The 22,924-nt window shown below is 56.5% G+C and carries 28 protein-coding genes; 15 read left to right on the plus strand and 13 right to left on the minus strand.

Annotated elements, in window-relative coordinates:
* Positions 1 to 42: 42 nt before the first annotated feature.
* The gene (locus tag A6F69_RS02000; RefSeq protein ID WP_067596776.1) at positions 43 to 984 is read right to left on the minus strand and encodes a helix-turn-helix domain-containing protein; all 942 of its coding nucleotides are present in this window, start codon (positions 982 to 984) and stop codon (positions 43 to 45) included.
* Between the two features lie 289 nt (positions 985 to 1,273).
* Here A6F69_RS02000 and A6F69_RS02005 point away from each other — a divergent pair, with 289 nt between their 5' ends.
* The 3 genes from A6F69_RS02005 (at position 1,274) to A6F69_RS02015 (ending at position 5,949) form a co-directional block, all read left to right on the plus strand.
* Positions 1,274 to 2,314 carry a quinone-dependent dihydroorotate dehydrogenase gene (locus A6F69_RS02005; RefSeq protein ID WP_067596778.1) on the plus strand — a complete coding sequence of 347 codons (1,041 nt, stop codon included), beginning with the start codon at positions 1,274 to 1,276 and terminating at the stop codon, positions 2,312 to 2,314.
* Positions 2,315 to 2,324: 10 nt separating this feature from the next.
* A complete protein-coding gene (gene ggt / locus A6F69_RS02010) occupies positions 2,325 to 4,061 on the plus strand; it encodes a gamma-glutamyltransferase (protein ID WP_067596780.1) in 1,737 nt (578 codons plus the stop codon).
* 94 nt (positions 4,062 to 4,155) lie between these two features.
* Positions 4,156 to 5,949, plus strand: a complete 1,794-nt coding sequence (locus A6F69_RS02015; protein ID WP_067596782.1) for an AMP-dependent synthetase/ligase — start codon at positions 4,156 to 4,158, stop codon at positions 5,947 to 5,949.
* A 40-nt stretch (positions 5,950 to 5,989) separates the two neighbouring features.
* Here A6F69_RS02015 and A6F69_RS02020 read toward each other — a convergent pair whose 3' ends face one another.
* From A6F69_RS02020 to A6F69_RS02035, 4 genes are all read right to left on the minus strand, one after another.
* Positions 5,990 to 6,520, minus strand: a complete 531-nt coding sequence (locus tag A6F69_RS02020) for a hypothetical protein (protein ID WP_067596784.1) — start codon at positions 6,518 to 6,520, stop codon at positions 5,990 to 5,992.
* Between the two features lie 102 nt (positions 6,521 to 6,622).
* Entirely contained in the window at positions 6,623 to 6,922 is a 300-nt protein-coding gene (locus tag A6F69_RS02025) for a GNAT family N-acetyltransferase (protein WP_067596786.1), read from the minus strand.
* A 10-nt stretch (positions 6,923 to 6,932) separates the two neighbouring features.
* Positions 6,933 to 7,919: a sulfur carrier protein ThiS gene (gene thiS, locus A6F69_RS02030; RefSeq protein WP_067596788.1), complete on the minus strand. Its 987-nt coding sequence runs from the start codon at positions 7,917 to 7,919 to the stop codon at positions 6,933 to 6,935.
* Positions 7,920 to 7,940: 21 nt separating this feature from the next.
* A complete protein-coding gene (locus A6F69_RS02035; RefSeq protein ID WP_342669865.1) occupies positions 7,941 to 8,240 on the minus strand; it encodes a MerC domain-containing protein in 300 nt (99 codons plus the stop codon).
* A gap of 211 nt (positions 8,241 to 8,451) precedes the next feature.
* Between A6F69_RS02035 and A6F69_RS02040 the strand changes: the two genes are divergently transcribed.
* The 4 genes from A6F69_RS02040 to rpsI all read left to right on the plus strand — a co-directional run bounded on the left by A6F69_RS02040 (position 8,452) and on the right by rpsI (position 11,126).
* Positions 8,452 to 9,507, plus strand: a complete 1,056-nt coding sequence (locus A6F69_RS02040; RefSeq protein ID WP_067596792.1) for a COX15/CtaA family protein — start codon at positions 8,452 to 8,454, stop codon at positions 9,505 to 9,507.
* Complete coding sequence (gene cutA, locus A6F69_RS02045) at positions 9,504 to 9,821, plus strand: divalent-cation tolerance protein CutA (protein ID WP_067596794.1); 318 nt, start codon at positions 9,504 to 9,506, stop codon at positions 9,819 to 9,821. The genes A6F69_RS02040 and cutA overlap by 4 nt, the downstream gene beginning before the upstream one ends.
* Before the next feature lie 301 nt (positions 9,822 to 10,122).
* A complete protein-coding gene (gene rplM / locus A6F69_RS02050) occupies positions 10,123 to 10,602 on the plus strand; it encodes a 50S ribosomal protein L13 (protein ID WP_067596796.1) in 480 nt (159 codons plus the stop codon).
* Entirely contained in the window at positions 10,602 to 11,126 is a 525-nt protein-coding gene (rpsI, locus tag A6F69_RS02055; protein ID WP_067596799.1) for a 30S ribosomal protein S9, read from the plus strand. The genes rplM and rpsI overlap by 1 nt, the downstream gene beginning before the upstream one ends.
* Positions 11,127 to 11,201: 75 nt before the next feature.
* Here rpsI and A6F69_RS02060 read toward each other — a convergent pair whose 3' ends face one another.
* Positions 11,202 to 11,954 carry a metallophosphoesterase family protein gene (locus A6F69_RS02060; RefSeq protein WP_067596800.1) on the minus strand — a complete coding sequence of 251 codons (753 nt, stop codon included), beginning with the start codon at positions 11,952 to 11,954 and terminating at the stop codon, positions 11,202 to 11,204.
* 39 nt (positions 11,955 to 11,993) lie between these two features.
* A complete protein-coding gene (locus A6F69_RS02065; protein ID WP_067596802.1) occupies positions 11,994 to 12,260 on the minus strand; it encodes a hypothetical protein in 267 nt (88 codons plus the stop codon).
* Between the two features lie 208 nt (positions 12,261 to 12,468).
* On the opposite strand from A6F69_RS02065, the gene A6F69_RS02070 reads away from it, so the two are divergent.
* Positions 12,469 to 12,780, plus strand: coding sequence for a UrcA family protein (locus A6F69_RS02070; protein WP_067596806.1), 312 nt, complete (start codon positions 12,469 to 12,471; stop codon positions 12,778 to 12,780).
* 102 nt (positions 12,781 to 12,882) lie between these two features.
* Here A6F69_RS02070 and A6F69_RS02075 read toward each other — a convergent pair whose 3' ends face one another.
* The 3 genes from A6F69_RS02075 to A6F69_RS02085 form a co-directional block, all read right to left on the minus strand.
* Positions 12,883 to 13,626 (minus strand): LytR/AlgR family response regulator transcription factor, encoded by a 744-nt coding sequence (locus A6F69_RS02075; protein WP_067596808.1) that lies wholly within the window; start codon positions 13,624 to 13,626, stop codon positions 12,883 to 12,885.
* Positions 13,613 to 14,821, minus strand: coding sequence for a histidine kinase (locus A6F69_RS02080; RefSeq protein ID WP_067596811.1), 1,209 nt, complete (start codon positions 14,819 to 14,821; stop codon positions 13,613 to 13,615). The genes A6F69_RS02075 and A6F69_RS02080 overlap by 14 nt, the downstream gene beginning before the upstream one ends.
* Positions 14,822 to 14,920: 99 nt before the next feature.
* Entirely contained in the window at positions 14,921 to 16,447 is a 1,527-nt protein-coding gene (locus tag A6F69_RS02085; RefSeq protein ID WP_067596813.1) for a fumarate hydratase, read from the minus strand.
* A 176-nt stretch (positions 16,448 to 16,623) separates the two neighbouring features.
* On the opposite strand from A6F69_RS02085, the gene A6F69_RS02090 reads away from it, so the two are divergent.
* From A6F69_RS02090 to A6F69_RS02105, 4 genes are all read left to right on the plus strand, one after another.
* Positions 16,624 to 17,211 (plus strand): protein-L-isoaspartate O-methyltransferase family protein, encoded by a 588-nt coding sequence (locus tag A6F69_RS02090; RefSeq protein ID WP_067596815.1) that lies wholly within the window; start codon positions 16,624 to 16,626, stop codon positions 17,209 to 17,211.
* A gap of 4 nt (positions 17,212 to 17,215) precedes the next feature.
* Positions 17,216 to 18,700 carry a TolC family outer membrane protein gene (locus A6F69_RS02095; RefSeq protein ID WP_067596819.1) on the plus strand — a complete coding sequence of 495 codons (1,485 nt, stop codon included), beginning with the start codon at positions 17,216 to 17,218 and terminating at the stop codon, positions 18,698 to 18,700.
* A 69-nt stretch (positions 18,701 to 18,769) separates the two neighbouring features.
* Positions 18,770 to 19,198 (plus strand): DUF2497 domain-containing protein, encoded by a 429-nt coding sequence (locus A6F69_RS02100; protein WP_067596822.1) that lies wholly within the window; start codon positions 18,770 to 18,772, stop codon positions 19,196 to 19,198.
* Between the two features lie 17 nt (positions 19,199 to 19,215).
* A complete protein-coding gene (locus A6F69_RS02105) occupies positions 19,216 to 19,611 on the plus strand; it encodes a (2Fe-2S) ferredoxin domain-containing protein (RefSeq protein WP_067596824.1) in 396 nt (131 codons plus the stop codon).
* Positions 19,612 to 19,623: 12 nt separating this feature from the next.
* Here the strand turns inward: A6F69_RS02105 and A6F69_RS02110 are convergent, their stop codons facing one another.
* Complete coding sequence (locus tag A6F69_RS02110) at positions 19,624 to 19,917, minus strand: hypothetical protein (protein WP_067596826.1); 294 nt, start codon at positions 19,915 to 19,917, stop codon at positions 19,624 to 19,626.
* A gap of 121 nt (positions 19,918 to 20,038) precedes the next feature.
* Here A6F69_RS02110 and A6F69_RS02115 point away from each other — a divergent pair, with 121 nt between their 5' ends.
* From A6F69_RS02115 to xth, 3 genes are all read left to right on the plus strand, one after another.
* Positions 20,039 to 20,470 (plus strand): CBS domain-containing protein, encoded by a 432-nt coding sequence (locus A6F69_RS02115; RefSeq protein WP_067602241.1) that lies wholly within the window; start codon positions 20,039 to 20,041, stop codon positions 20,468 to 20,470.
* 63 nt (positions 20,471 to 20,533) lie between these two features.
* Positions 20,534 to 20,863 carry a HesB/IscA family protein gene (locus A6F69_RS02120; RefSeq protein ID WP_067596828.1) on the plus strand — a complete coding sequence of 110 codons (330 nt, stop codon included), beginning with the start codon at positions 20,534 to 20,536 and terminating at the stop codon, positions 20,861 to 20,863.
* 38 nt (positions 20,864 to 20,901) lie between these two features.
* Complete coding sequence (gene xth / locus A6F69_RS02125; RefSeq protein WP_067596830.1) at positions 20,902 to 21,699, plus strand: exodeoxyribonuclease III; 798 nt, start codon at positions 20,902 to 20,904, stop codon at positions 21,697 to 21,699.
* Positions 21,700 to 21,762: 63 nt separating this feature from the next.
* Here xth and A6F69_RS02130 read toward each other — a convergent pair whose 3' ends face one another.
* Both A6F69_RS02130 and A6F69_RS02135 read right to left on the minus strand, forming a co-directional pair.
* Positions 21,763 to 22,416: a cell wall hydrolase gene (locus tag A6F69_RS02130; protein ID WP_067596832.1), complete on the minus strand. Its 654-nt coding sequence runs from the start codon at positions 22,414 to 22,416 to the stop codon at positions 21,763 to 21,765.
* A gap of 202 nt (positions 22,417 to 22,618) precedes the next feature.
* Entirely contained in the window at positions 22,619 to 22,906 is a 288-nt protein-coding gene (locus A6F69_RS02135) for a DUF1491 family protein (RefSeq protein ID WP_342669866.1), read from the minus strand.
* Positions 22,907 to 22,924: the final 18 nt, after the last annotated feature.

Genomic DNA, 22,924 nt, shown 5'->3' on the forward strand with positions numbered 1-22,924 from the left:
AATCAAGCTCTGAAAACCACCCGTAAGGATCCTCTCTGCCAGCTATTTGCTCCTTAGTCGGTCAGTAGGGCCAATAGGGTCAATCTCACGAAAATTCCTGAGGTCAAGCATCTCAGTCAAATAGGGGGAATCATCATCGGTCAGCCGCGACGGTGTTCGGCCAGCAAATAAACGAATCTCACGGATCATATGCGATTGGTCGTAAAAGGCTTCTCCCAGCTTCGCCTCGTACTCTGGCGCAAGTGTCGGCAAAGACAGCAATCCAGCCGCCCTAAGCGCGCGATATTTTCTTGCCAGCGCTTGCGGTGGCAGCCCGAAATAGCGTTCTATCAGGCGCTGCGCCTGCCTCTCCGAATATGAAATCTCGGCATGGAGGTCTTCGAGCGCGGGGTTGAGGTCCCCGCTTAGCCATTGAATGACAGCATGGATCAGTTTGGCGTGCCGTGGCTTGACCGGATTCAAATTGGCCTCGATGAAGCTGCACAAGGCTTCAGCGCAATCGGTGCCGCTCTTTGTGCCGTTAAGATAGGCATCGCACAATGATATGCCCACCTCCTCAACCTCTGGTCCCAGCCAATCTGCGGCGCGATAAAGCCTGTTTCCATGTTCGCCCGCATCCATACCGGTGAAGGCGGCCCACCCAAGTGGCGTCATGACAGCGCCAATTGCATGGAATGGTCCTCGCACCTCGAAAGGTGCGGCCACGGAGAACGGCGTCAACAAGTTAACCTGATTGCTGGGATCTACGCGACCGTCACGAAATCGCATCTCGCCCTCGCCATATGGAAAAATCACTAAGTGGCCGATCGCGGCGGGCTGGATATCGTGAATTTTCTTCTCGTCGCAACGGTAATGATAGAGCGTCGTGATATAGGCGCTCAGCGCAACCGGCACTGGTAGATACTCGAGCTCGAAGTGGCGGGCCGGAGTTAGCTCAAATTTCTCTCCACTCACTCCGGACTGGGCGTCGGTCCGCTTGTCCATGTCTGTTTTACGACTCCCCCGAGGCGCTTCTTGTGGCACCAAATGAAAAAAAGGCGGCCCCTGTTAAGGGACCGCCCTAGAAGTTGAGGAACTCTTCGCATCGCTGCTCCGAGCCCTTCGGGTCGCAGATCCCTACTAGCCGAATCATTACCATTCGAATTGTATGCAAACGACAAGGATTCAGTTTGGCGCTCTTTTCTCTTATTATCTGTTTGAGATTATTAACTAAGCGCGTCAAGTGATCCTTGATGCTCGACACCGGTGGCGCGCATTGCCATAGGCTGGACCAATGTTATTCCAACTCGTGCGTCCAGCGATTTTTGCACTCGACTCAGAATCCGGTCACAGATTGGCTCTGGACGGCTTGAAGCTGCTTCCCAGACGTGCACCGCCACCCGGCGGTCCACTCGTCATCGAAGTTGCAGGCGTCGCTTTCCCCAATCCTATCGGCGTAGCCGCCGGTTTTGACAAGGATGCCGAAGTACCAGATGCTTTATTGGGTCTGGGGTTTGGCTTTACAGAAGTAGGGTCGATCACCCCTCTCCCGCAATCAGGCAACCCGAAGCCACGCCTGTTCCGTCTGATCGAGGACCGGGCGGTTATCAACCGCATGGGATTTAATAATGGCGGCGCGAATGCGGCACTTGAGAGACTGGAGAAACGTGCAGGTCGGCCGGGAATTGTCGGAATCAACATAGGCGCGAACAAAGATTCGCCGGATCGTATCGCTGACTACGCCGTGATGACCAGAAAGATGGCGCCCCACGCCAGCTATCTTGCAGTCAATATCTCCAGCCCCAACACCCCTGGCCTTCGCGCCCTGCAGGACGAAACCGCTCTGACAGAGTTGCTCGATGCGGTGGTCGAGGCTCGCGCCGAAGTGGCCTTGGATGCACCGCCGCCGATCTTCCTAAAGGTCGCGCCTGATCTTGAACCCGCCGATATCGACGCGATCGCGCGGATCGCGGTGGACAAGGGACTGGGTGCCCTGATCGTCTCTAACACTACGATCTCCAGGCCGTCGCTTCGCTCACGCCATGCAGATGAAGCGGGTGGTCTGTCTGGCGCCCCATTGAAGCCACTCGCGACGCAGCGAATACGCGACTTCCGCAAGGCCACAGGCGGCCAAATGCCGCTCATCGGCGTGGGTGGGATTTCATCAGCAGAAGACGCATGGGAACGGATCAGAGCCGGTGCCAGTCTGGTCCAACTCTATAGCGCGATGGTCTATGAAGGGCCCGGGCTGGGCAGACGAATTGTTCGCGGGCTTGAGAAGATAATAAAGCGAGAAGGCTTTAAGAGCGTTGCGGAAGCAGTCGGAAGCGAATAGCCCTCCGCCCATGACACTCAAGAAATTGACAGCACTGTTCGTTCTACCGCTGGTGAGCGCCTGTGTAGGCTATGGCTCGGGCACTCACGGGTCTCCATTGGAAATGACCTTCGCTCAAGAAGAAGTCTTGGACGAAGGCGCAGTAAGCGCCGCCGATCCTCGCGCTCAGGCAGCTGGTGAAGAGATTCTAGCAAAGGGCGGTAGTGCAACAGACGCCGCCATCGCTGTGATGCTGGCGCTGACTGTGGTCGAGCCGCAAAGCTCCGGAATTGGGGGGGGGGGATTTCTCATCCGCGGTACTGCCGATGGCAATGTCATATCCTATGACGGCCGCGAAACCGCACCCTCCGGCGCGACACCCGAATGGTTTCTCAATGAAGACGGCTCGATGCCCGGCTTCCGGGAGTCTGTGGAAAGCGGGCTGAGCGTTGGTGTGCCCGGAAATATCCGCATGGCTGCCCTAGCGCATGAACGCCACGGCAGGCTTGCCTGGGCTGATCTGTTTGGACCCGCCATCAAGCTGGCGCGCGACGGCTTCGGCATGAACCAACGCATGCACAACGCGCTGGCGCGCCGACCCGAATTTGTCGGCAGAACGAAGGCGGCACAGCAGCTATACTTCGATGGAGAAGGCAAAGTTCTGCCGGCCGGATCGTGGATCCGCAATGAGGCTCAAGCGCAAGCATTCGAAGCGATTGCAAAGGCAGGGCCCGATGCATTCTATACGGGTGAATTGGCCGCTCAGATTGTTTCCGTCACTCGCGCTGATACCCCGCGCGATGGCGCAATGACGGCCCAGGATCTTGCCGGCTATAAACCTAAAGTGCGCGATGCAGTATGCGGAAACTATCGTAGCTATCGTATTTGCAGCATGGGTCCGCCCAGCTCTGGCGGGGTCGCTGTTATCCAGATGCTGGGTCAGCTTGAGCGGTTCGACCTCACCGCGCTTGGCGCGAACAATCCGCTTACATGGCACCTGTTCCTCGAATCTCAGCGGCTCGCTTATGCAGACCGTGAAATCTACATGGCAGATTCAGACTTCGTTCCTGTTCCGGTCGCCGGGCTGATCGACCCTGACTATATCGCGATGCGCAGTCAATTGATCGACCCTGATGCGCGACAAGAGGAGGTTGCGCCCGGCACACCTGATGGCGTCACCGTGGCATGGGCCGACGGCAATGAGCCCGAAGAACATGGCACATCGCATTTCTCGGTCGTCGATGCAGCGGGCAATATGGCCAGCTACACCTCGACTATCGAAAGCGCGTTCGGCTCGGGACTCATGGCGCATGGTTTCTTTCTCAACAACGAGTTGACCGATTTCAGCCGCGCGCCGGAAGTTAATGGCAAACCAGTGGCGAACCGGGTCGAAGGCGGCAAACGCCCGCGCAGCTCTATGTCACCCACAATCGTGTGGGACCCCGATGGCAAACCCTTCATGATTGTGGGTGCGGCCGGAGGGCCCACAATCCCGGTTTCAACGACGCGCGCGATTATCGGTGCAATCGATTTCGGGCTCAGTGCCGAAGAAGCGTTGGCTCTGCCTTTCGTTATGTCATTCAGAGGGGCCACAATGGTCGAAGAGGGGACCTGGTTGGATGAGGAGATCGATCTCTTAGGTCCATTGGGGTATAGGCAGATCATCCGGCGTGAGGCGCCGATCAAGGTCAATGCCATCCTGCGCGAAGATGGCGTCTGGGTTAGTGCGCGCGATCCGCGCATCGAGACGCTGCTTGAAGTTCCCTAGCGTCAAGTAGACTTGCCGCCTGATTTTCCGGGCATTAAAGCACAGCAAAAGACTATAAGGGGCGATCACCCGTCCCGGGAGCAGGAGCAAATCCGTGGCGCTGGCCGATATCGATAATGCGAACAATCTCGTTGAACTATTTCTGTCGCGCGCCGATCAGAAGGGCAGCGCGCCCTTTCTGGCTGCAAAGCAGAACGGTGAATGGGTTACGCGATCATGGCAGGAAACAGCCGATCAGATCTGCTTGATTGCCGAAAATCTACGCAAGCTTGGGCTGAAGCGCGGCGATCGGGTTTGCATCGTCAGTGAAAACCGGCCTGAATGGTGCATCGCGGATATCGCGATCATGGCCGCCGGCTGCGTGTCAGTCCCGACCTATATAACCAACACTGCGCGCGATCACGCGCATATTCTCGACAATTCCGGCGCGCGCGCGGTGTTTGTTTCCAATGAGAAGCTTCTCGGGCCGCTGCATAATGCGATCCAGTCCACCGGACTCATCGAGCACGTCATTGGCTTCGAGGATTTGCACCGCCATCAGTCAGGCAGCTTTGACTATCATGGCTGGGATCAGATAACGGCGGGCGATGCACGCGCCGCACGCAAGGCAGTCGACGAGAGGATGGCGGGCATCGGCCGCGATCAGACAGCTTGCATTATCTACACCAGCGGCACCGGTGGCGCGCCACGCGGCGTATTGCAGCATCACGGAGCCATTCTTTGCAACGTGGCGGGCGCCGCCGAAATCTTGATTGATGACTTCGGCATTCAGGACGAACGCTTCTTGAGCTTCCTCCCCGCAAGCCACGCCTATGAACACACAGGGGGCCAATTCCTGCCCATCGGCGTAGGAGCGGAAATCTACTATTCAGAAGGGCTAGAGAAGCTCGCCAGCAATATCGAGGAAACCCGCCCAACCATCATGGTGGTCGTGCCGCGCCTGTTCGAAGTGTTACGCACGCGTATCATGAAGACGGTCGAGAAACAGGGCAAACTCGCCAACTATCTGATGGATAAGGCCCTTATGATGAGCGAGACAGGGCGCAGGCGCAAACGTGACAAACCAATGGATTTCGTAATCGAGAAAACATTGCGCCCCAAAATCCGCGCACGCTTTGGTGGCCGGATAAAGGCCATGGTATCTGGTGGCGCGCCGCTCAATCCAGATGTTGGCAATTTCTTCGAAGCGATGGGACTCACCATGCTGCAGGGGTACGGCCAGACAGAAGCCGGGCCGGTGATAAGCTGCAATCGCCCCAAAACCGGGCTCAAGATGGACACCGTCGGCCCCCCCATGCGCGGTGTGGAAGTCAAGATCGCCGACGACGGCGAAATCCTGGTGCGCGGCGAGCTGGTGATGAAGGGATATTGGCGCAACGAGGCAGAAACTGCGCGTACCATCAAGGACGGTTGGCTGCATACGGGTGATATCGGCCATCTCGATGAAGCGGGTCGGATCGTAATTACTGACCGCAAGAAGGACATGATCGTCAATGACAAGGGTGACAATGTCGCGCCTCAGAAGATTGAAGGCATGCTGACATTGCAGCCAGAAATTGCGCAAGCGATGGTGAGCGGCGACAAGCGGCCCTATGTCGTTGGCCTGATCGTGCCTGACCCCGAATGGGCGGTTGAATGGTGCAAAGCCAATGACGAGAAATTCGATATGAAGGCGCTGCAGGGTTTGCCCGCGTTCAAATCGGCGGTGCGCGCCGCTGTCGACCGCGTGAACAAGGACTTGTCGGTAATCGAGAAGGTACGCCAATTCGCCTTTGCGGATGAAGGCTTCACCATTGAGAACGAAGAGATGACGCCGAGCATGAAAATCCGCCGTCACAAGATTCGCGATCGCTATCAGGAGCGGATCGACGGGCTGTATCGGAGTTGACAGCTAGCGTTTGATTTTGGGTCGTTAGCAGACCTTCATCTCAAGCCGCTTCGGCAGCGTCGATGTATTCCGGATAGAAAGCAGGCTCACGGTCTGACCAGCCGGGCGCGGTCGCAGCGGCTTCGCTCAACGACTGGAGCAATTGCTTGCGCGCTTCCGGCTTAATTTGCGGCAAAGCCGACGCGGCGCAGAATGCGCTGGGCAACCACGGGCGCACATCAGCACCCAGAAGTCGCTCATACAAAAAACGAAAGGCCGAGAAACAGCTGATTTTATCTTGCGACAAATCAAAGGCCGCCACGCGCACCAATTTGCCAATAAATGCTTCAATACCTTGTATCGTCGCGTCGTGCGGGATGGTCTCCCGCAGTGTCTTCAATTCCTGATAAGCAACATATTGGCTGCGGATCGCGGCGTTCTCGCCCTCGTTGCGCGCCCACAGCTTGAACGCATCCTGACGGCCGAGCCCGATATCGAGGCTACGCTTGATATAGCGTTGTTCCGCCGCAGAGAAGTTCGCGAATTCGCGCATCTCGTTGATGGTCATCGATGCAGTGCCGGTAACGGCCATGGGTCTTGCTCCTCAATTGCAAGGAGCAGTTTCGCCCAGTGTGGTTAATTATCGGTAACCATGAATGGATTAATCGCGCTGAGAACCATGGGAGGACTCAGCCTATCCCTGAATCACGTCCGACCACTCAGGGTGGCGATCGGATTGCGCCTTCAGGAATGGACACAAAGGAATGATCTTTATCCCATTCTCTCTCGCATAGCCCACCACATGTGCCGCTAGAGCTTTGCCGACGCCTCGCCCGGCCATGCTGTCCGGTACACCGGTGTGATCGACAATGATCAACTTCTCGTTCGCGCGCGAAAATGTCATTTCGGCTTCATCAGATATTCTGGGCAGGCGCGCAACAAAACGGCCTTTGCTGCCCTGATCTTCAAAAGCAAATGTGATCGCCTCATTCATGACTGCTTCCCTAGATAAGCCCGGCGAGCGGGCTTGATGGATCGGCATACATGCGGCGGCCCATTCGGCCAGCCAGATAGGCTTCACGGCCGGCCTCAACGCTGAGCTTCATCGCACGCGCCATGCGGATCGGGTCCTTCGCTTCAGCAATGGCTGTGTTCATCAAGATGCCATCACAGCCTAGCTCCATGCCGACTGCCGCGTCACTGGCGGTACCAACCCCCGCATCGACCAGCACGGGCACACTCGCGCCTTCGACAATCAGGCGGATCGTTACCTGGTTTTGGATGCCAAGCCCTGAGCCGATTGGCGCGCCTAACGGCATAACCGCGACGGCGCCCGCATCTTCCAATTGTTTCGCAGCGATCGGATCATCGACGCAGTAAACCATCGGCAGAAAGCCCTCTTTGGCGAGCACTTCGGTCGCCTCGAGGGTTTCCTTCATATTGGGATAGAGCGTGCGCGCCTCGCCCAGTACCTCCAGCTTGACCAGATCCCAGCCGCCCGCTTCGCGCGCCAGGCGCAAGGTGCGGATCGCGTCGTCTGCGGTGAAGCATCCCGCAGTATTGGGCAGATAGGTGATCTTCTTGGGATCGATATAGTCGGTCAGCATCGGCGCATTGGGATCGCTGACATTCACGCGCCGCACGGCTACTGTGACGATCTCTGCACCTGCAGCTTCTACTGCTGCCGCATTCTGCTCAAAATCCTTATACTTACCGGTTCCGACAATCAGGCGCGAATTGAAAGTGCGCCCGGCCACTGTCCAGCTATCACTTGCTCCTTCAGCGCCGCCGCCGACAAAGTGAACAATTTCCAGGACATCACCGTTTGCAAGAGGCGCTGCCTCCAGGGTCGAGCGGGGGGCGATCTCGCGATTGCGTTCTACCGCCACCTTGGCCGGGTCAAGTTCCAGCTCGCGCACCAGTTGCGCGATCGTTTGGGCATTGGTCTGACGGGTATCGCCGTTAAGGGTGATTGTCTTTAAGTCGCTCATATCAGCGCGACATAGGCAAGATTAGCGCGCAGGCAAGTGCGAACGCAGATTCAGGAAGTGCCCTGTCGCCACGAGGGCAACACCAATCATTGTGAAGACTACTTCGTAGAAACCGTGAGGCATCGCCAGCGCACCGCCCATGAATGTCAGCCCGACCATAGCGGTTACAAACGGCGCGGCGCGCCGATGGCGCAGCGCGCCCCAACCAATGGCAACCGCGGCAATAATCAAGGCGATTGCCAAGCCGACACGGTGAATCTCTGGCGAAAGCAGAAAGTGCCCCCCTGCCCCAAGAAAAGAGACAATAACAATCGTTAGCACGCAATGTAGCAAGCACAGGCTCGAAAGCCATATGCCAGCGCGGTCAAGCCGCTGCCGAATCGAGAGTGCGAAGGAGCTCATGGTGAGGCGTAGCATGTATGTTATGGTGTATCATCTTTCAAGACACATGTTCTGATGAATGTCGCTTTCGCAAACCATGTTGCGTAGATTGGACTTGCGATTTTGCCGCCCCGGCAGCACTTAGCCCTGCATGACTGCGAATGCCGATACGAACTCTGCGCAACAGCCAGTTCCAGGCCCACTGGCGCTGTGGCTTTATTCAGTCGCCGTTCTGGTAGTGGTGATTGTCGCGGTTGGTGGAATCACGCGCCTGACCGAAAGTGGGCTGTCTATAACGCACTGGAGCGTGGTGTCGGGTATCCTTCCGCCTCTCTCCGATGCGGCATGGCAGGCGGAGTTCGATCTCTATCGCCAGACAGGAGAGTACCGCTTCGAGAGCGGGCCGGCAGGTATGGACCTGGCAGCCTTTAAGTTCATCTATTTCTGGGAATGGTTCCACCGCATTCTGGGCCGGCTAATCGGGCTCGCCTTTCTGCTTCCTATGGTTTGGTTCTGGATCCAGGGGAAGATCCCGCAAGGGTACAAGCTGCGTCTGCTTGCTCTGTTCGCGCTGATCTGCGGGCAAGGCGCGCTAGGTTGGTATATGGTTGCATCGGGAGTTGGCACCGATCTTACCGATGTCAGTCACTTCCGCCTTTCTGCGCATCTTCTTACTGCTCTATTTTTGCTCGGCGGTGTCATCTGGACTGCGCGTGATCTGCAAATGCTGGCGCGGGATGAAACTGCGCGGCCAGTTAATTTGACGGGCCCCTCAATTCTGATTGCGGGCGTGTTGTTTATCCAGCTTTTGCTGGGTGCGTGGGTCGCGGGACTAAATGCGGGGCACGCCGCATATGATTGGCCATTGATGAATGGACGATTCTTGCCCCAGCCGGATTTGTCACAAGGATGGCTTCGGGCACTAACTCACGATCCTTTCCTGCTTCACTTCATGCATCGATGGTGGGCATGGATTGCTGTTGCTGCTCTTGTCTGGTTGGCGCGCCGGGTGCGCAAGACTGATCGTGCTGCTTCGATCGCCATCCACAGCGCTTTCGGCACCATGTTCCTGCTTGGCATTGCGACGGTGTTGACCGAAGTTTCTTTATGGGTGGCCGTTGCACATCAGTTGGTGGGCGCGTTGCTTGTCACAACGGTTGCGTGGGGCATGCACTCTGATGGCAGAGCCCGGGCGGGCACGCCATGAGTGCTATGGTCTATTGCCCTTTTCCCGATCACGAAGCGGCCAGACGGGCTTCCAATACCCTTCTCGACAAGAAGCTAATTGCATGCGCCAACATCATCGGCGAGACGGAGTCGATTTACGATTGGAAGGGCGAGCGTTCGACCGATCATGAAGTCGCTGTTTTATTCAAGACGTCAAAAGAGCGACTTAATGATACAGTGGGCTGTCTGGCCCAGATACATCCCTACGATACGCCCGCAATCATCGGTTGGCACTGCGATGTAATTTCAGAAGCAACGGGCGCGTGGATCGAAGAAGTGACGCTTGGTTCCTAGCGCATGCTGACCGGATAGAGCGGGCATTGTCTAGCAATCTTATTGTTAAGCGATGCGATGCGAGTATTGGGACCAGTCGCGCGTACTCAGCCGGTTCCTTGAGACGGCTGGATTTGTGCTAAATCTAGCGATAGGCCCCCTGCGGTATTATTTTACCTCCCCCGAAAGGCCCGGTTTTGCTTGACTTGTGGGCCCTAAAGCGACATTTGCCTGCCGTTCTCGCAAGCGCAGCATTGTCTGCGTGCGTGATTCGAAGCCGCGGCATTTGGCTGCGGCTTGTTTAATTTAGGAATGTGAACCCATGAAGGCGCTTAGCAAGCAGACTCAGTCGGTAAAGCCGGCAGAGGTCGAAAAGAAATGGCACCTGATTGATGCAGACGGCCTCGTTGTTGGCCGTGTCGCTTCGATCATCGCCAACATCCTGCGCGGCAAACACAAGCCGAGCTACACCCCGCATGTAGATTGCGGTGACCACGTAATTGTCATCAATGCCGATAAGGTGAAATTCACCGGCAAGAAGATGGCTGACAAGGTCTATTACAAGCATACCGGCCACCCGGGCGGCATCAAGGAAAGCACCCCTGCCAAGGTGTTGGAAGGCCGCTTCCCAGAGCGCGTGCTTGAAAAAGCTGTAGAGCGCATGATCCCGCGCGGCCCACTTGGCCGTCAGCAGATGCGCGCGCTGCATCTCTACAACGGCACCGAGCATCCGCATGACGGTCAGAACCCGGCTGTGCTCGATGTTGCTTCCATGAACCGCAAGAACAAGGTCACAGCATAATGGCTGACGAAACCAAGAACGAAACCGTTTCGGATCTCGCGGATCTGAAGGAAATCGCCGCTGACGCACCACAGGGTGACGCAGCAGAGATCGCTGCTGTTGCTGACGTTCCCCTGCGCGAGCAGGAACTCGATCAGTACGGTCGCGCTTATGCAACCGGCCGCCGTAAGGACGCTGTTGCCCGCGTTTGGCTGAAGCCAGGCACCGGCAAGGTAACCGTCAACGGCCGCGACCAGGAAGTGTACTTCGCACGCCCAACGCTGCGCCTAATTATCAATCAGCCGTTCGCGATCACCGAGCGTGAAGGCCAGTATGATATCGTGGCAACTGTTCGCGGTGGCGGCTTGTCGGGCCAGGCTGGTGCAGTAAAGCATGGCATTAGCCAGGCTTTGACGAAGTATGAGCCTGCTCTGCGCGCAACCGTGAAGGCAGCTGGCTTCCTTACTCGCGACAGCCGTGTGGTTGAGCGTAAGAAATACGGTCGCGCAAAAGCACGTCGTAGCTTCCAGTTCTCGAAGCGCTGATTTTCAGCTCTTTGGCTCAAAACAAGAGGGCGGCCTTTCCGGGCCGCCCTTTTTGTATGTCGGGTTGTCGCTGGTCTAATTCACAAAGTTGCGCTGTTCGACATCAATCAAGCCGGACCGATCAATCTGTAGAATATTAAACGAAGGCGGCGCGCCTTTGCGCAATCGGGTGGACAGTGTGCCTGCTCCGATCATTCTCATGGCGAAGTTGTCACGCGAACGGACCTGATCAAACGGGAAATGAACGTGCCCTGTGAGCACGACCGTGGCGCCTGCCGCTGCAAGTTCGGCGAAAGCCAAATCGCCCCGGATCGTAGGGTTCTTCACGCCATCACGCTCAGGCAACAGAGGGTGATGGCATGCAACGATCTTTGGTCGCGGATCGTCGTGCAATTCGCGCAGCAACCCGAGCGCTGCGTCCAGTTTCTTGCGCGTCACCACGCCATCAGACCATGGCCAGCGCATCTGCGCGGGCACGTTGGTATCAAACGGGACGATCAACGCATGTTCGAGTTCGAGTTGCGCACCTACCGCTTTTTCCAGTTCCCCAAATCGGGCGTACGGACTGCGGAAACGCTCCCACAGATTGTAATACGGCATATCGTGATTACCTGGCTGCAGCATAATGGGAACCCGAAGCCCGGAAAACCAATGGGCGGCAGCAGCATACTGTTTGTGCGTCGCACGCTGCGTGAGATCGCCGGTGCACACAACCGCATCAGGCCGCTCGTCCCGCACAGCCCTTTCAAACCAAGCCATGGCTGCGCGATCTTCGACTCCGAAGTGAGTGTCACTGACATGAAAGATCGTGGTTGATGCCTCGGCCATTGCGCTGCGACTAGCAGATTGTGTGCGCCTGAGAAGCGCTCAAACGCGATCTGTCAGTATTAACCAAGCCGCCAGCGCGTTGAGGCAGCTATACGCCAAATAGGCCCAGGCCAGCCCAGGCCAGCCATTGGCCGCCAGCAATAGCGCAGCCAACAGAATCAGGAACTCGGTAGCCATCGTGAATCGCCCGCCCAACATATGCACGAAGCCGGGCATTTGGCCGAGCAATGGGTGGCCGCTCTCCAGCACCGCCTTGTGAAGTGCGAAATTGCCGATCCCGAGTACAAAGATAACTACTAGTGCCATTGTTACATTATTGCGTATTCATTTGTCGGTTGGAAATAGCTGTTCGTCGGATGGTTTCGGCCATCGGTCAGGTAGCAGCCGCGCTGGTCGAACCACTTTCTCATATTGTCGAGGTTGCGCTGCGACCAGTTCATGCTCTGACTATAACATACTCACACGGTTCGGGCTCTCCCCCTTTTTACATGCCCGGCCGTGAGTGGAGGATGATATGAGAAAAGGCATATTGGTTGCCGCAGGTGTTGGCGCGATGATCATCGCAGCCCCGGCCGCAGCTGGCAACGACACACAAAATAGCAAATCGGTTGTAACTTACGAAGACCTCGACCTCTCGACTAGCGAGGGCCGTAAGGAGTTGGACCAACGCATCACCATTGCAGCTCGCAAGAACTGCGGTCTTGGTCGTCACACAACAGGTTCCCGAACAATTTCAAGAGAGCAGCGCCGCTGCGTCGCCTCGGCCGAACGTCAGGCAAAAAGCGCGCTGGCGCCCATTGTTGAAGAACAACAGCTAGGCGGTTGATCTAGCTGACCCCCTGCACAGTTTCGTGCAGACTTGCGGCCTGAACCCATTCCAGTCCCGGGGTTCAGGCCGCTTCTTTTTTGCGGTTGAGGCGTGGCGCGCCTAGCGGCCGGCCATCGCTTTCACTTTGGGAAGATAGGTTCGCCCGATCCTGAGCGCATCGCCATTATCGAGTTCCGCCGACCAAACGCCAAGCCCATCGTGGCGCAAGCCGCGAATACGGTCTTTGCGCAGGATTGTTGAGCGATGAATTCGGATGAACTCAGCTGGATCAAGGCGCTGTTCCAAACCAGCAATGGTTTGCAGCAGCAGGTAGCTGCGATCACCCACATGCAAGCGCACATAGTCGCGCTCGGCATCAATACGGCTGACCTCGCTGACTGCAATACGCAAGAGCTCCGATCGATGCGGGACCCACAGTTCTTCGAGCCACTGGCTCTTTGCTTCGTTGCCGTTACCCCGGCGCGATACAGCGCGTTCAATCGCGCGAGCCAGCCGGTCTGATGCAACTGGCTTCAACACATAATCAACCGCATCCAGATCAAAAGCTTCGACGGCAAAATGGTCATGCGCAGTGACAAAGATTACCGCTGGAGGATTGTCATTCTTGGCCAGCTCTTTTGCAACGCCCAAGCCATCCATCTCAGGCATGGTCATATCGAGCAAGATCAAGTCAGGCGAAAGTTTGTCGGCAAGCCTTAACGCGGCAGCCCCGTCGCTGGCTGTCCCGATGACATTGATGGTGGGGACTTCGGCGCAGATCACCTGGATGCGCTCAACCGCAAGCGGTTCATCATCGACGATAAGGGTGCGCAGAGGCACTTCGGTATGTTCAGTTTCTGCCATTACGTGTCAACGGTATGCGGATTTCAGTGCGATATCCACCAGGTACTGGGCCGGATTCAAGGATTATGTCAGCTCCAAATCGCGCTTCCAACCGATCCCGAACATTGGCAAGGCCGATGCCAAAGCCCTGGCGTCCGTTTTCGGGCACGCCTGGCCCATCATCACGGACGGTGAGCACAAGCCGGTCGAATTCTTCGCGCGCCTCGACGATGATTGTCACGGGGCGATTCACCGGGGAGACTGCGTATTTGACCGAATTCTCAATTAGTGGCTGCAAGATCATGCCGGGTACGCGCGCGTCCGCCAATTCCGGCGGAAGATCGAAGACACTTTTCAAGCGCTCCGGGAATCTTACGGCTTCAATTTCGAGATAAAGCTGCTGCAGATCAAATTCGTCATCAAGCGCGACATCCCCTGTTGGGTCGTCAGCCAGGCTATGCCGATAGAAACGCGACATCGTCTGGATCATCTGTTCGGCTGCCTGTGCCTTGCCGGTCATGACCAGCGAAGACAGCGAGTTCAGCGTATTGAACAGGAAGTGCGGGTTGACCTGATAACGCAATGAGCGAAGTTCGGACGCTTTAGCCGCTTCGCGAAATTCACTAGCACGCCGTTCGGCCACCCGAGCCTTTTCGCCAGTCAGCAGCGCAAGATAAAGCGAGCACCAAGCTAACATCATGAAATAACGACTAAAGGCGATATCGCTTAGCGGCCCGAGAAATGCGAACATCCCAAGCGAAGCTTGCTGGCGCTCAAGATACGCGTCTCGTTCTTCAAGAAGATTGGCCTCAGCCTCTGCTCTGAGCCTAGCCTGCTCCTCATCCTCTTCACTGTCTCCACCGATCACATCAACGATCATCTCTTCCATCTTGGAGTTCATTTCGGAGAAGACGGTGTTGTTGATCTGCGCCAACATCAGAGCCGCCGGCATCGAGAATACAAGTGCTGCAATGGCCTTGGTTCGTAATGATTTTGCGTCAAAGAAACGAAGAACAAACCAGAGTGCAAGTGTGACCAGTACCCCGCCAATCACTACAATGGCTCGCAACGCCATCATCTCGGTGGACAGCCCGAATCCGAGGATCTCCCAGCGGATCGAGGCAAGTACATAGTATACCGCCCATAGGACGATGATCGACAACAGCACCAGCTTGAATGGTACCCTGACGGGCGATTGGTTTGCGACGTTCTTCATTAGAATTGCCCACTAGCGCCGCACACCCGCAAAGGCGAATCCGTCGTCGGGCAGAGAATGCCGTTCATCGAAAGTTCATCGAACAGCCAGCCTTGCCGATCAGCCATTTTCGAGGAGTTTTTCCTTCGAAATCCGTTCCTTCCATTGCGCTGGCGCCAGTTTATGTACGTTGGTCCCATCACTATCGACAGCTACAGTCACAGGCATGTCTTTCACGGTGAACTCGTAGATCGCTTCCATGCCAAGGTCTTCAAAGGCGACCACCTTGGCTTCCTTGATTGCGCGGCTGACAAGATAGGCCGCTCCGCCGACCGCCATAAGATAGGAAACCTTATACCTGCTGATCACCTCGACAGCATCATGACCGCGCTCTGCCTTGCCGATCATGGCAAGCAAGCCCAGGTCCAGCATCATCTCGGTGAATTTGTCCATGCGCGTGGCGGTGGTTGGGCCAGCCGGACCAACCACCTCGCCCATCACCGGATCAACCGGCCCGACGTAGTAGATAGCGCGGCCTTTGAAATCGACGGGCAGCTCTTCGCCTCTGGCAAGCATGTCCTGAATGCGCTTGTGTGCGGCATCACGCCCGGTCAGCATCGCGCCGTTCAACAGCAAGCGATCGCCCGCCTTCCAACTTGCAACTTCCTCTTGCGTCAAATTGTCGAGATCGACGTGTTTGGCCTCACTGTCAGGCGCCCACTCAACTTTGGGCCATGCATCAAGATCGGGCTTCGGCAGATAGGCCGATCCTGATCCATCCATGGTCACATGCGCGTGACGGGTTGCGGCGCAGTTCGGTATCATCGCCACGGGCTTGCCGGCGGCATGACATGGCCAGTCGAGAATCTTGACGTCGAGGATCGTGGAAAGACCGCCCAGCCCCTGAGCACCCACGCCTTGTGCATTGACTGCATCGAAAATGTCGATCCGCAATCGTTCAATATCGGTTTGAGGGCCGCGCTGTTTCAGCTGCGCCATATCAATCGGATCCATCAGGCTTTGTTTGGCGAGCTTGAGGCAGTGCTCTGCCGTACCGCCGATGCCAATGCCCAGCATACCCGGCGGACACCAGCCCGCACCCATCGAGGGGATCTGCTCAACCACCCAATCGACGATATTGTCCGATGGGTTCATCATTTTGAACTTGGACTTGTTCTCGCTGCCGCCGCCTTTTGCCGCGACATCAATATGGATCGAATCGCCAGGCACCATTTCGACTGAAAGAACACAGGGCGTGTTGTCGCGCGTATTGCGGCGCGTGAAGGCGGGGTCAGCCAGGATCGAAGCACGCAGCTTGTTCTCAGGGTGATTGTACGCGCGGCGCACTCCTTCATCGACCACGTCCTGAAGGCTCTTGGCCGATTCGAGCCGGCAATTCTGCCCCCACTTGATGAAAACATTGACGATGCCGGTATCCTGACAGATTGGGCGGTGGCCCTCTGCACACATGCGGCTGTTGGTCAGGATCTGGGCAATCGCGTCCTTAGCGGCTGGACCTTGCTCGGCCTTATAGGCCTCACCCAGTGCCTGAATGTAATCCATCGGGTGGTAATATGAGATATATTGCAGCGCATCCGTGATCGTTTCGATCAGATCGTCTTCGCGGATAATGGTCATGTCGCTCATCGAAGCTGTGCTCCTGTCGGTCGAAACTGGTCTTCTCACGCCTCGTGGCACTTCTAAGTCGAAAATCCAATTGCAAACATCGGCTTCTGGGTTGCAAAGAACTTGGCTGACACACGCACAAAGGCTAGAGGTGATTGACGTAGTGTATTGTGCATGTAATACAGTCGGTGAAGACAATGACCAAGATTGATCCCTTTGCAGCCCGTAAGGCCATGATTGACAGCCAGCTCCGCACCAGCGGGGTGAATGAGCCGTTCGTGATCGCCCGAATGAGTGCGGTTGCACGAGAAGACTTTGTGCCTGAGAATGCCAAGTCTATCGCCTATATGGACCGTGCGATTCCACTGGGCGATGGCAAAGCGCTTGCCGCACCGCTGGTGCATGGCAAGTTGCTCGCCGAAGCTCGCCCCTCACTTGATGACAGCGCGTTGGTGGTAGAGAATGGTTCTGGCTACTTGGCAGAATTGGTCAAGCCTCTGGTCGCAAAGCTCGACACAAAGTCAGCTGAAGAGATTGCCTCCGGCAAGAAGGGCCGCAAGACCTACACTTTGATCCTGATTGATGGCGCGATCGAGGCCTTGCCCGACGCGCTTGCCAAGCGTTTGGCAGAAAACGGAAGGATCGTGACCGGCCTGATAGAGCGCGGCGTTACGCGCATTGCAACTGGACACAGCGTATCCGGAAATGTCGTGCTACAGCCGGTTGCCGATATCGGCATTCCCTTGCTGCACGCTTTCGACAAGCCCAAGGAATGGAGTTTTTGATTTGATGGTGCGGAGCAAGACCTGGCGGCGTTCCGCCGCGCTACTCGTTTTAAGCTCCGCATTGGTTCCGGCCTCTGCGCAGGCCGACACGCTGCGCGAAGCTTTGGCGCGCGCTTATGAGACCAACCCAACGTTGGAAGCAGCGCGAGCTCAGCAACGCGCAACGGATGAAGACGTGCCAATCCAGCTTTCGCGAGCCGGACCAGATGTCAGCGCAGTCGCCAATCACATCGAATTCGTGAAAGTCTCGCCTAATAGCTTCACCGCACCCGAGCGCCGGTTCCAAGGCGGTATCGATGTGACAGTGCCAATCTACTCAGGCGGCGCTGTCAAAAATGGCATAAAGGCGGCGAAGGAGCGCGTTGCGGCAGGCCAAGCCGATTTGCGCGGCACCGAAAGTTCCATCTTTAGCCAAGTGGTGGCTGCCTATATGGATGTGCTGCGCACCGAAGCATTAGCGACCCTGGCAGGAAATCAGGTCGATGTGTTGGGCGTAAATTTGGAAGCTACTAATGACCGATTTGAAATCGGCGAACTGACACGCACCGACATTGCACAATCGCAATCACGCCTTGCAATTGCACAGAGCGATTTCCGCAATGCTCAAGCCAATCTGATTGCGGCGCGAGAGACCTATATTCAGCTGGTTGGAAGCGCACCTAATGATCTTCAGGCACCGCCGCCACTACCCGGTCTGCCAGATACAGTCGGAGAAGCTGTTACGGTAGCGTTGGAGTACAATCCCGATCTGATCGCAGCCAAGGAGCGCGCGGAAGCAGCCGGATACGATTCCGAAGTGGCCGGAGCGGGCCGTTTGCCAACAATTGGCGGCTTCGTAAATTACGACTACACCGATTTCTTCGGAACGCTAGGAGGACCGATTTCGGCAAATTTCGCGCAAGATGAGACAACTGCCAATGTTGGAGTTCAGCTCACCATCCCGCTTTATCAAGGTGGTCGCCCCGCCGCGCAGCAGCGGCAGGCTTACGCGCGCGAAAATGCGGCCCTCGAAAATATCATAGCAACTGAACGTAATGTTATTGCGCAAACTCGTTCTGCCTATTCTAGCTGGCAAGCATCGCAAGCTGTGATCGAGAGCTCTCAGGCGGCTGTTGATGCTGCCGAGCTGAGCCTAGAAGGCGTTCGCGCGGAAAACTCTATCGGCAACCGTACGATCTTAGACGTCCTCAATGCAGAACAGGAGTTGCTGTCTGCTCGAGCGCAGCTCGTGACCGCACGGCGCAATGCCTATGTTGCCGGCTTCAGTGTGCTGGCCGCGATGGGCCGCGCCGAAGCACGCGATCTTAATCTGGACACTGGCGGCGTTCTGTACGACCCGGTAGTCAATTACGATCGGGTGCGGAACAAGATCTTTGATTGGCATAGGGACCCCGAACCCGAAGCAAAATCAACACGAACCGTTGACATCCCTGGCCCTGACGCGATGATTGGGCCGCCTGATGAGTCGGGTGACGTCAAAGATTATTGACGTCACTAGCATTCCCGGGCGTTCGCAGTTTGAGATATATCTCGGGGTATGACAGGGGTTTAGCGCGCCATGCCGCATAACAACGAAGCATCGGTTGAAGAGATTCTTGAGTCGATCAAGAAAGTTATAGCGCGCGACAATCGCGAGATACCTCCTGCTGTCCAGATTCCGGAAGAAGGCGGCGCGTTTGCGAGCGAAGATGACGACGTACTCGATCTGGGCGAGATGGAAGTGGCTGAGGAGAACGACCCTTCCGAGGCACCACTGACAACCGACGAAGTGCAGAAATCCATGCGCGAGAATTTCGAGGCTTTGGCGATGTTGGCCGAGCCCGGTGCACGACCGCAAATTGTACGCTCCGGCGAAACATCACTTGAAGGCCTTGTTCGAGAGATGCTGCGCCCGATGTTGGCTGAGTGGCTCGACACCAATCTGCCGGGCATGGTCGAGAAGATGGTGCAGGCGGAAATTGCCCGTATAGCTGGCAAACGCGGCTGAACCGAAACTATTCACCCATGTCACAACGTAGCCCACTTGAAGATGCCCGGTTGGGCCTCGCCAAGCTTGGCGGAGAGACTATAGAGCGGCACATCTTCCTTTGCGCCATGAGCGAAAAGCAAAAATGCTGCGCGCGTGAGGAAGGCGAGGCCGCCTGGAAATTCCTCAAGCGGCGCTTGAATGAGCTGAAGCTATCAGGTCCGAAACGCATCAACCCCGCAGGCAAACTCTGCGGCGGGGTTCAACGCACCAAGGCGGATTGTTTGCAGGTCTGCGCCGCCGGCCCAATCGCGGTCGTGTATCCAGACGGGGTTTGGTATCATTCAGCGAGCGAGGAGGCACTTGAACGGATCATTCAGGACCACTTGATCGGTGGTTACCCGGTTGAGGAATACCGCCTTTCCAATAGCTAAGTGCGATGCAGCTCAGTCCTCTTCGTGTCTAGGCAAATTGTTGTCGACCGAGGCATCATGACCCGTTCCATTGGACAGGAATACCAGTCCCATCAACGCGCTGGTCAGTAACATGGTGAAGCCCACACCCAGAGCCACCGCTATATAAAGATGGATCGATACCGCGCCGTTGAACTTGTAGAGCAGCGCGATCGCGATCAGAACGACACCCACCGTCACCAGGAACATGAATCGCATTATCCGGCGATAGCGCGCCCATGCGTATGCCGCGTTTTCCGGATCGTCTAGGGGTGATTTGCCGACCATGTCTCTGCACATGGAGGCTCGGGTCGACGGATGCAATCTCCATTTCCATGCGATTGATTCGCCTTTTCGCAAGGAAAGTGGCATGTTTTGCAAGGAATCAGGCTTCAAAGGAGAAGAGCCCATGACCATCGCGCGAATCATAGAGGGGCGCAGCGGATCGCAGGTTATCTCTTGCGATTCGAATGCAACCATGCGCGAGGCGGTGGCGCTACTGGCCGACAAACGCATCGGTGCGGTGCCTGTTATGCGTGGTGGAAACGTTGTCGGGATTTTTTCGGAACGCGACGTTATCTACAAATTGGCGCATGAGGGGGAGGTCTGCCTGAACCGCCCACTTGAAGAGGTGATGACAGCGCCGCCAATCACAGTGGAACCGACGACACTGATCAATGATGCGCTTGCCTTGATGACTCGCCGCCGGATTCGTCACCTGCCCGTGTTGGAAGATGGCGCCATGGTCGCATTCATTTCAATTGGCGATCTGGTCAAGTTTCACACCGATGAAATCGAGCACGAGGCGGAAGCAATGCGTGAGTACATTCAGACCGCCTGAGCGCGCGGTTATGAGTCAGCGCATCTTGCTGTTAAGCTAAGGACCCCCTAAATTCGGATAGTTATGGCCGAAACGCTTACATTGACTCCCGCAGCTGCCAAGCGCGTGTCCTGGATTGCCGAAAAGCAATCCAAACCTGCAATCTTGCGCCTTTCAGTCGAAGGGGGCGGTTGTTCAGGCTTTCAATACAAGTTCGATCTGGCCGATGCGCCTGAGGGCGATGACGCAGTTAGCGAAACTGATGGCGTTCAACTTGTCGTCGACCCGGTAAGTCTTGATCTGGTATCCGGAAGCGTAGTCGATTTCGTGGAGTCACTGGGCGGAGCGGCATTTCGCGTGGAGAACCCGCAGGCTGCTGCCGGATGCGGATGCGGCTCAAGCTTCGGTATTTAGGTTAGACGCATGGTGCATCTTCAGGCACTAATGCCCGAATGAAAATCGCGACTTACAACATCAACGGTATCAAGGCGCGCCTTCCAAGGCTGAAGGAGTGGCTCAGCGAGACACGGCCAACGGTTGCCTGTCTGCAAGAGATCAAGAGCATGGATGAAAACTTCCCGGGCGATGAGTTCGAGGAAGCGGGTTATCACGCGATCTGGCATGGTCAGAAAAGCTTCAACGGTGTCGCCATTCTCGTCGATAAGGAATCTGGGTTGGGCGAAACTGTTGAGGTTCAGCGCGGCTTAGGGATTGATGGCCCGAAAGAAGGCGAGGGTGAGCAAGCGCGCTATCTCGAAGCAGATGTTGGGGGTGTGCGTATCGTTTGCATTTACCTGCCCAATGGCAATCCGCAGCCAGGACCCAAGTTCGATTACAAGATTGCATGGATGGCGAGGCTGCGGGCACGCATGGCGCAGATCTGGGCTGAAGAAGTGCCTGCCGCCGTTTTGGGTGATTTTAATGTCATTCCTGAGGATAATGACGTGTGGGCCACCAAAGCCATGGCCGACGATGCCTTGATGCAACCCCAATCGCGTGCCGCCTATTCACGCCTGTTAGCAGACGGCTGGACCGACGCAGTGCGTACACACAATCCGCGCGGCGGCGTGTGGACATATTGGGATTACCAGGCAGGCGCATGGCAGCGCGATCACGGATTCAGGATCGATCATATTCTGCTCAGCCCTGAATTGGCCGATCGGTTGGATGCGGTGGGCGTCGACAAGGAGCATCGCGGCCGCGAGAAGGCAAGCGACCATGCACCTGTTTGGGCGGTTTTGCGGGACTAGAGCGCAAAAGGGCCCGTCTGTTGCCAGACGAGCCCCGTTGTTCAATCCGACCAGACCGATCGATCAGCGATAAAAGATATGCTGGTTGATCGTTGCTCGCGCGATCATCTTGCGGTTCCAGCTCGGATTCACATATTTCGCGTGGAAATAGAGCGAGTCAGCTGCTTCGGATTCCCACAAACCTTCATGTGCAATCCGCGCGATTGCCTTCGCCCGGTCCCAAGCTGCCGATCCCTTGTTGATGAGCGGCATTGCGCCGCCACGCACGAATGAGAATTGCGCGCGCTGATAAACAACGCCGCAATAGCTCGAAGGGAAGCGCGAACTCTCAGCGCGGTTGATCACGACCTGCGCCACCGCCAGTTGCCCGGCCAGCGGTTCACCGCGAGATTCAAAGTACACCGCACCGGCAAGGCAGCGCATCTGCTCGGACAGTGCAAAATCAGTGTCGGTCTGCGAGACCAACTCGCGCAAATTTGAGGCATCGCCTGGCTGGGCGTCGCCCGCGTTGCTGTCGTCAGCAACCGGCTGCACCACTTCCTGCGATACGAATACAGGCTCTGATGCCGTCTTGGCATCAGCCGTAGCGGCTTGCGCTACTACTGCTTCAGGTTCTGCAACCTGGGCAGCCGCGCCGGACATCTCAGCGCTTGCAAATGTAAGCCCCAGCGCAACCACAGTTGTGGCAGCCCCGAGCCCATGGCTCCTGCGAGTCATAAATCCATTTAATTAGGCGGTGAGCTAGCTCCGTCGCAGGCTGGGACCGTTGCCTTTTTGGCTTATCAATAGTGGTCTAGTTACTTGGCCTGCCGGCCGCCCCCCGTCTGCGTGCTAGCGAGTTCGACCGTATTGCCGAACATGCGCCGCCTACGCGCCTGGAAGCTGGGGGGCAAATAGTCTGGTTTCCGATCAGGTCAAGTTAACGCGGCAGGGATGCGACGAACCGTGCACCATCAGCGATATCTACCTCCAAAATCCAGATATCGGGGTCCTGGTTCTTGCGCCTCTCAAGATAATCAAAAATTTCTTCTGGTTTTTCAGTGTTTTGCTGCTTTGCAGCAATAAACGGTCGCGAGCCGTCCAATTGTGGCATTTTTTCGAAAAGAACGGCGTTCTCACCACGATAGATAGTTAAGATCAGGATCGTTCCAGCGTCTCTTTCGCCCTTTGCGGTAACCATTGCGAAACCACCGGCAGATTCTGCCAAACGGATTATCGCGGAAAC

Origin of the sequence: Altererythrobacter ishigakiensis, from assembly GCF_001663155.1 — a bacterium.
In the GTDB taxonomy this organism is placed as follows: Bacteria; Pseudomonadota; Alphaproteobacteria; order Sphingomonadales; family Sphingomonadaceae; genus Erythrobacter; species Erythrobacter ishigakiensis.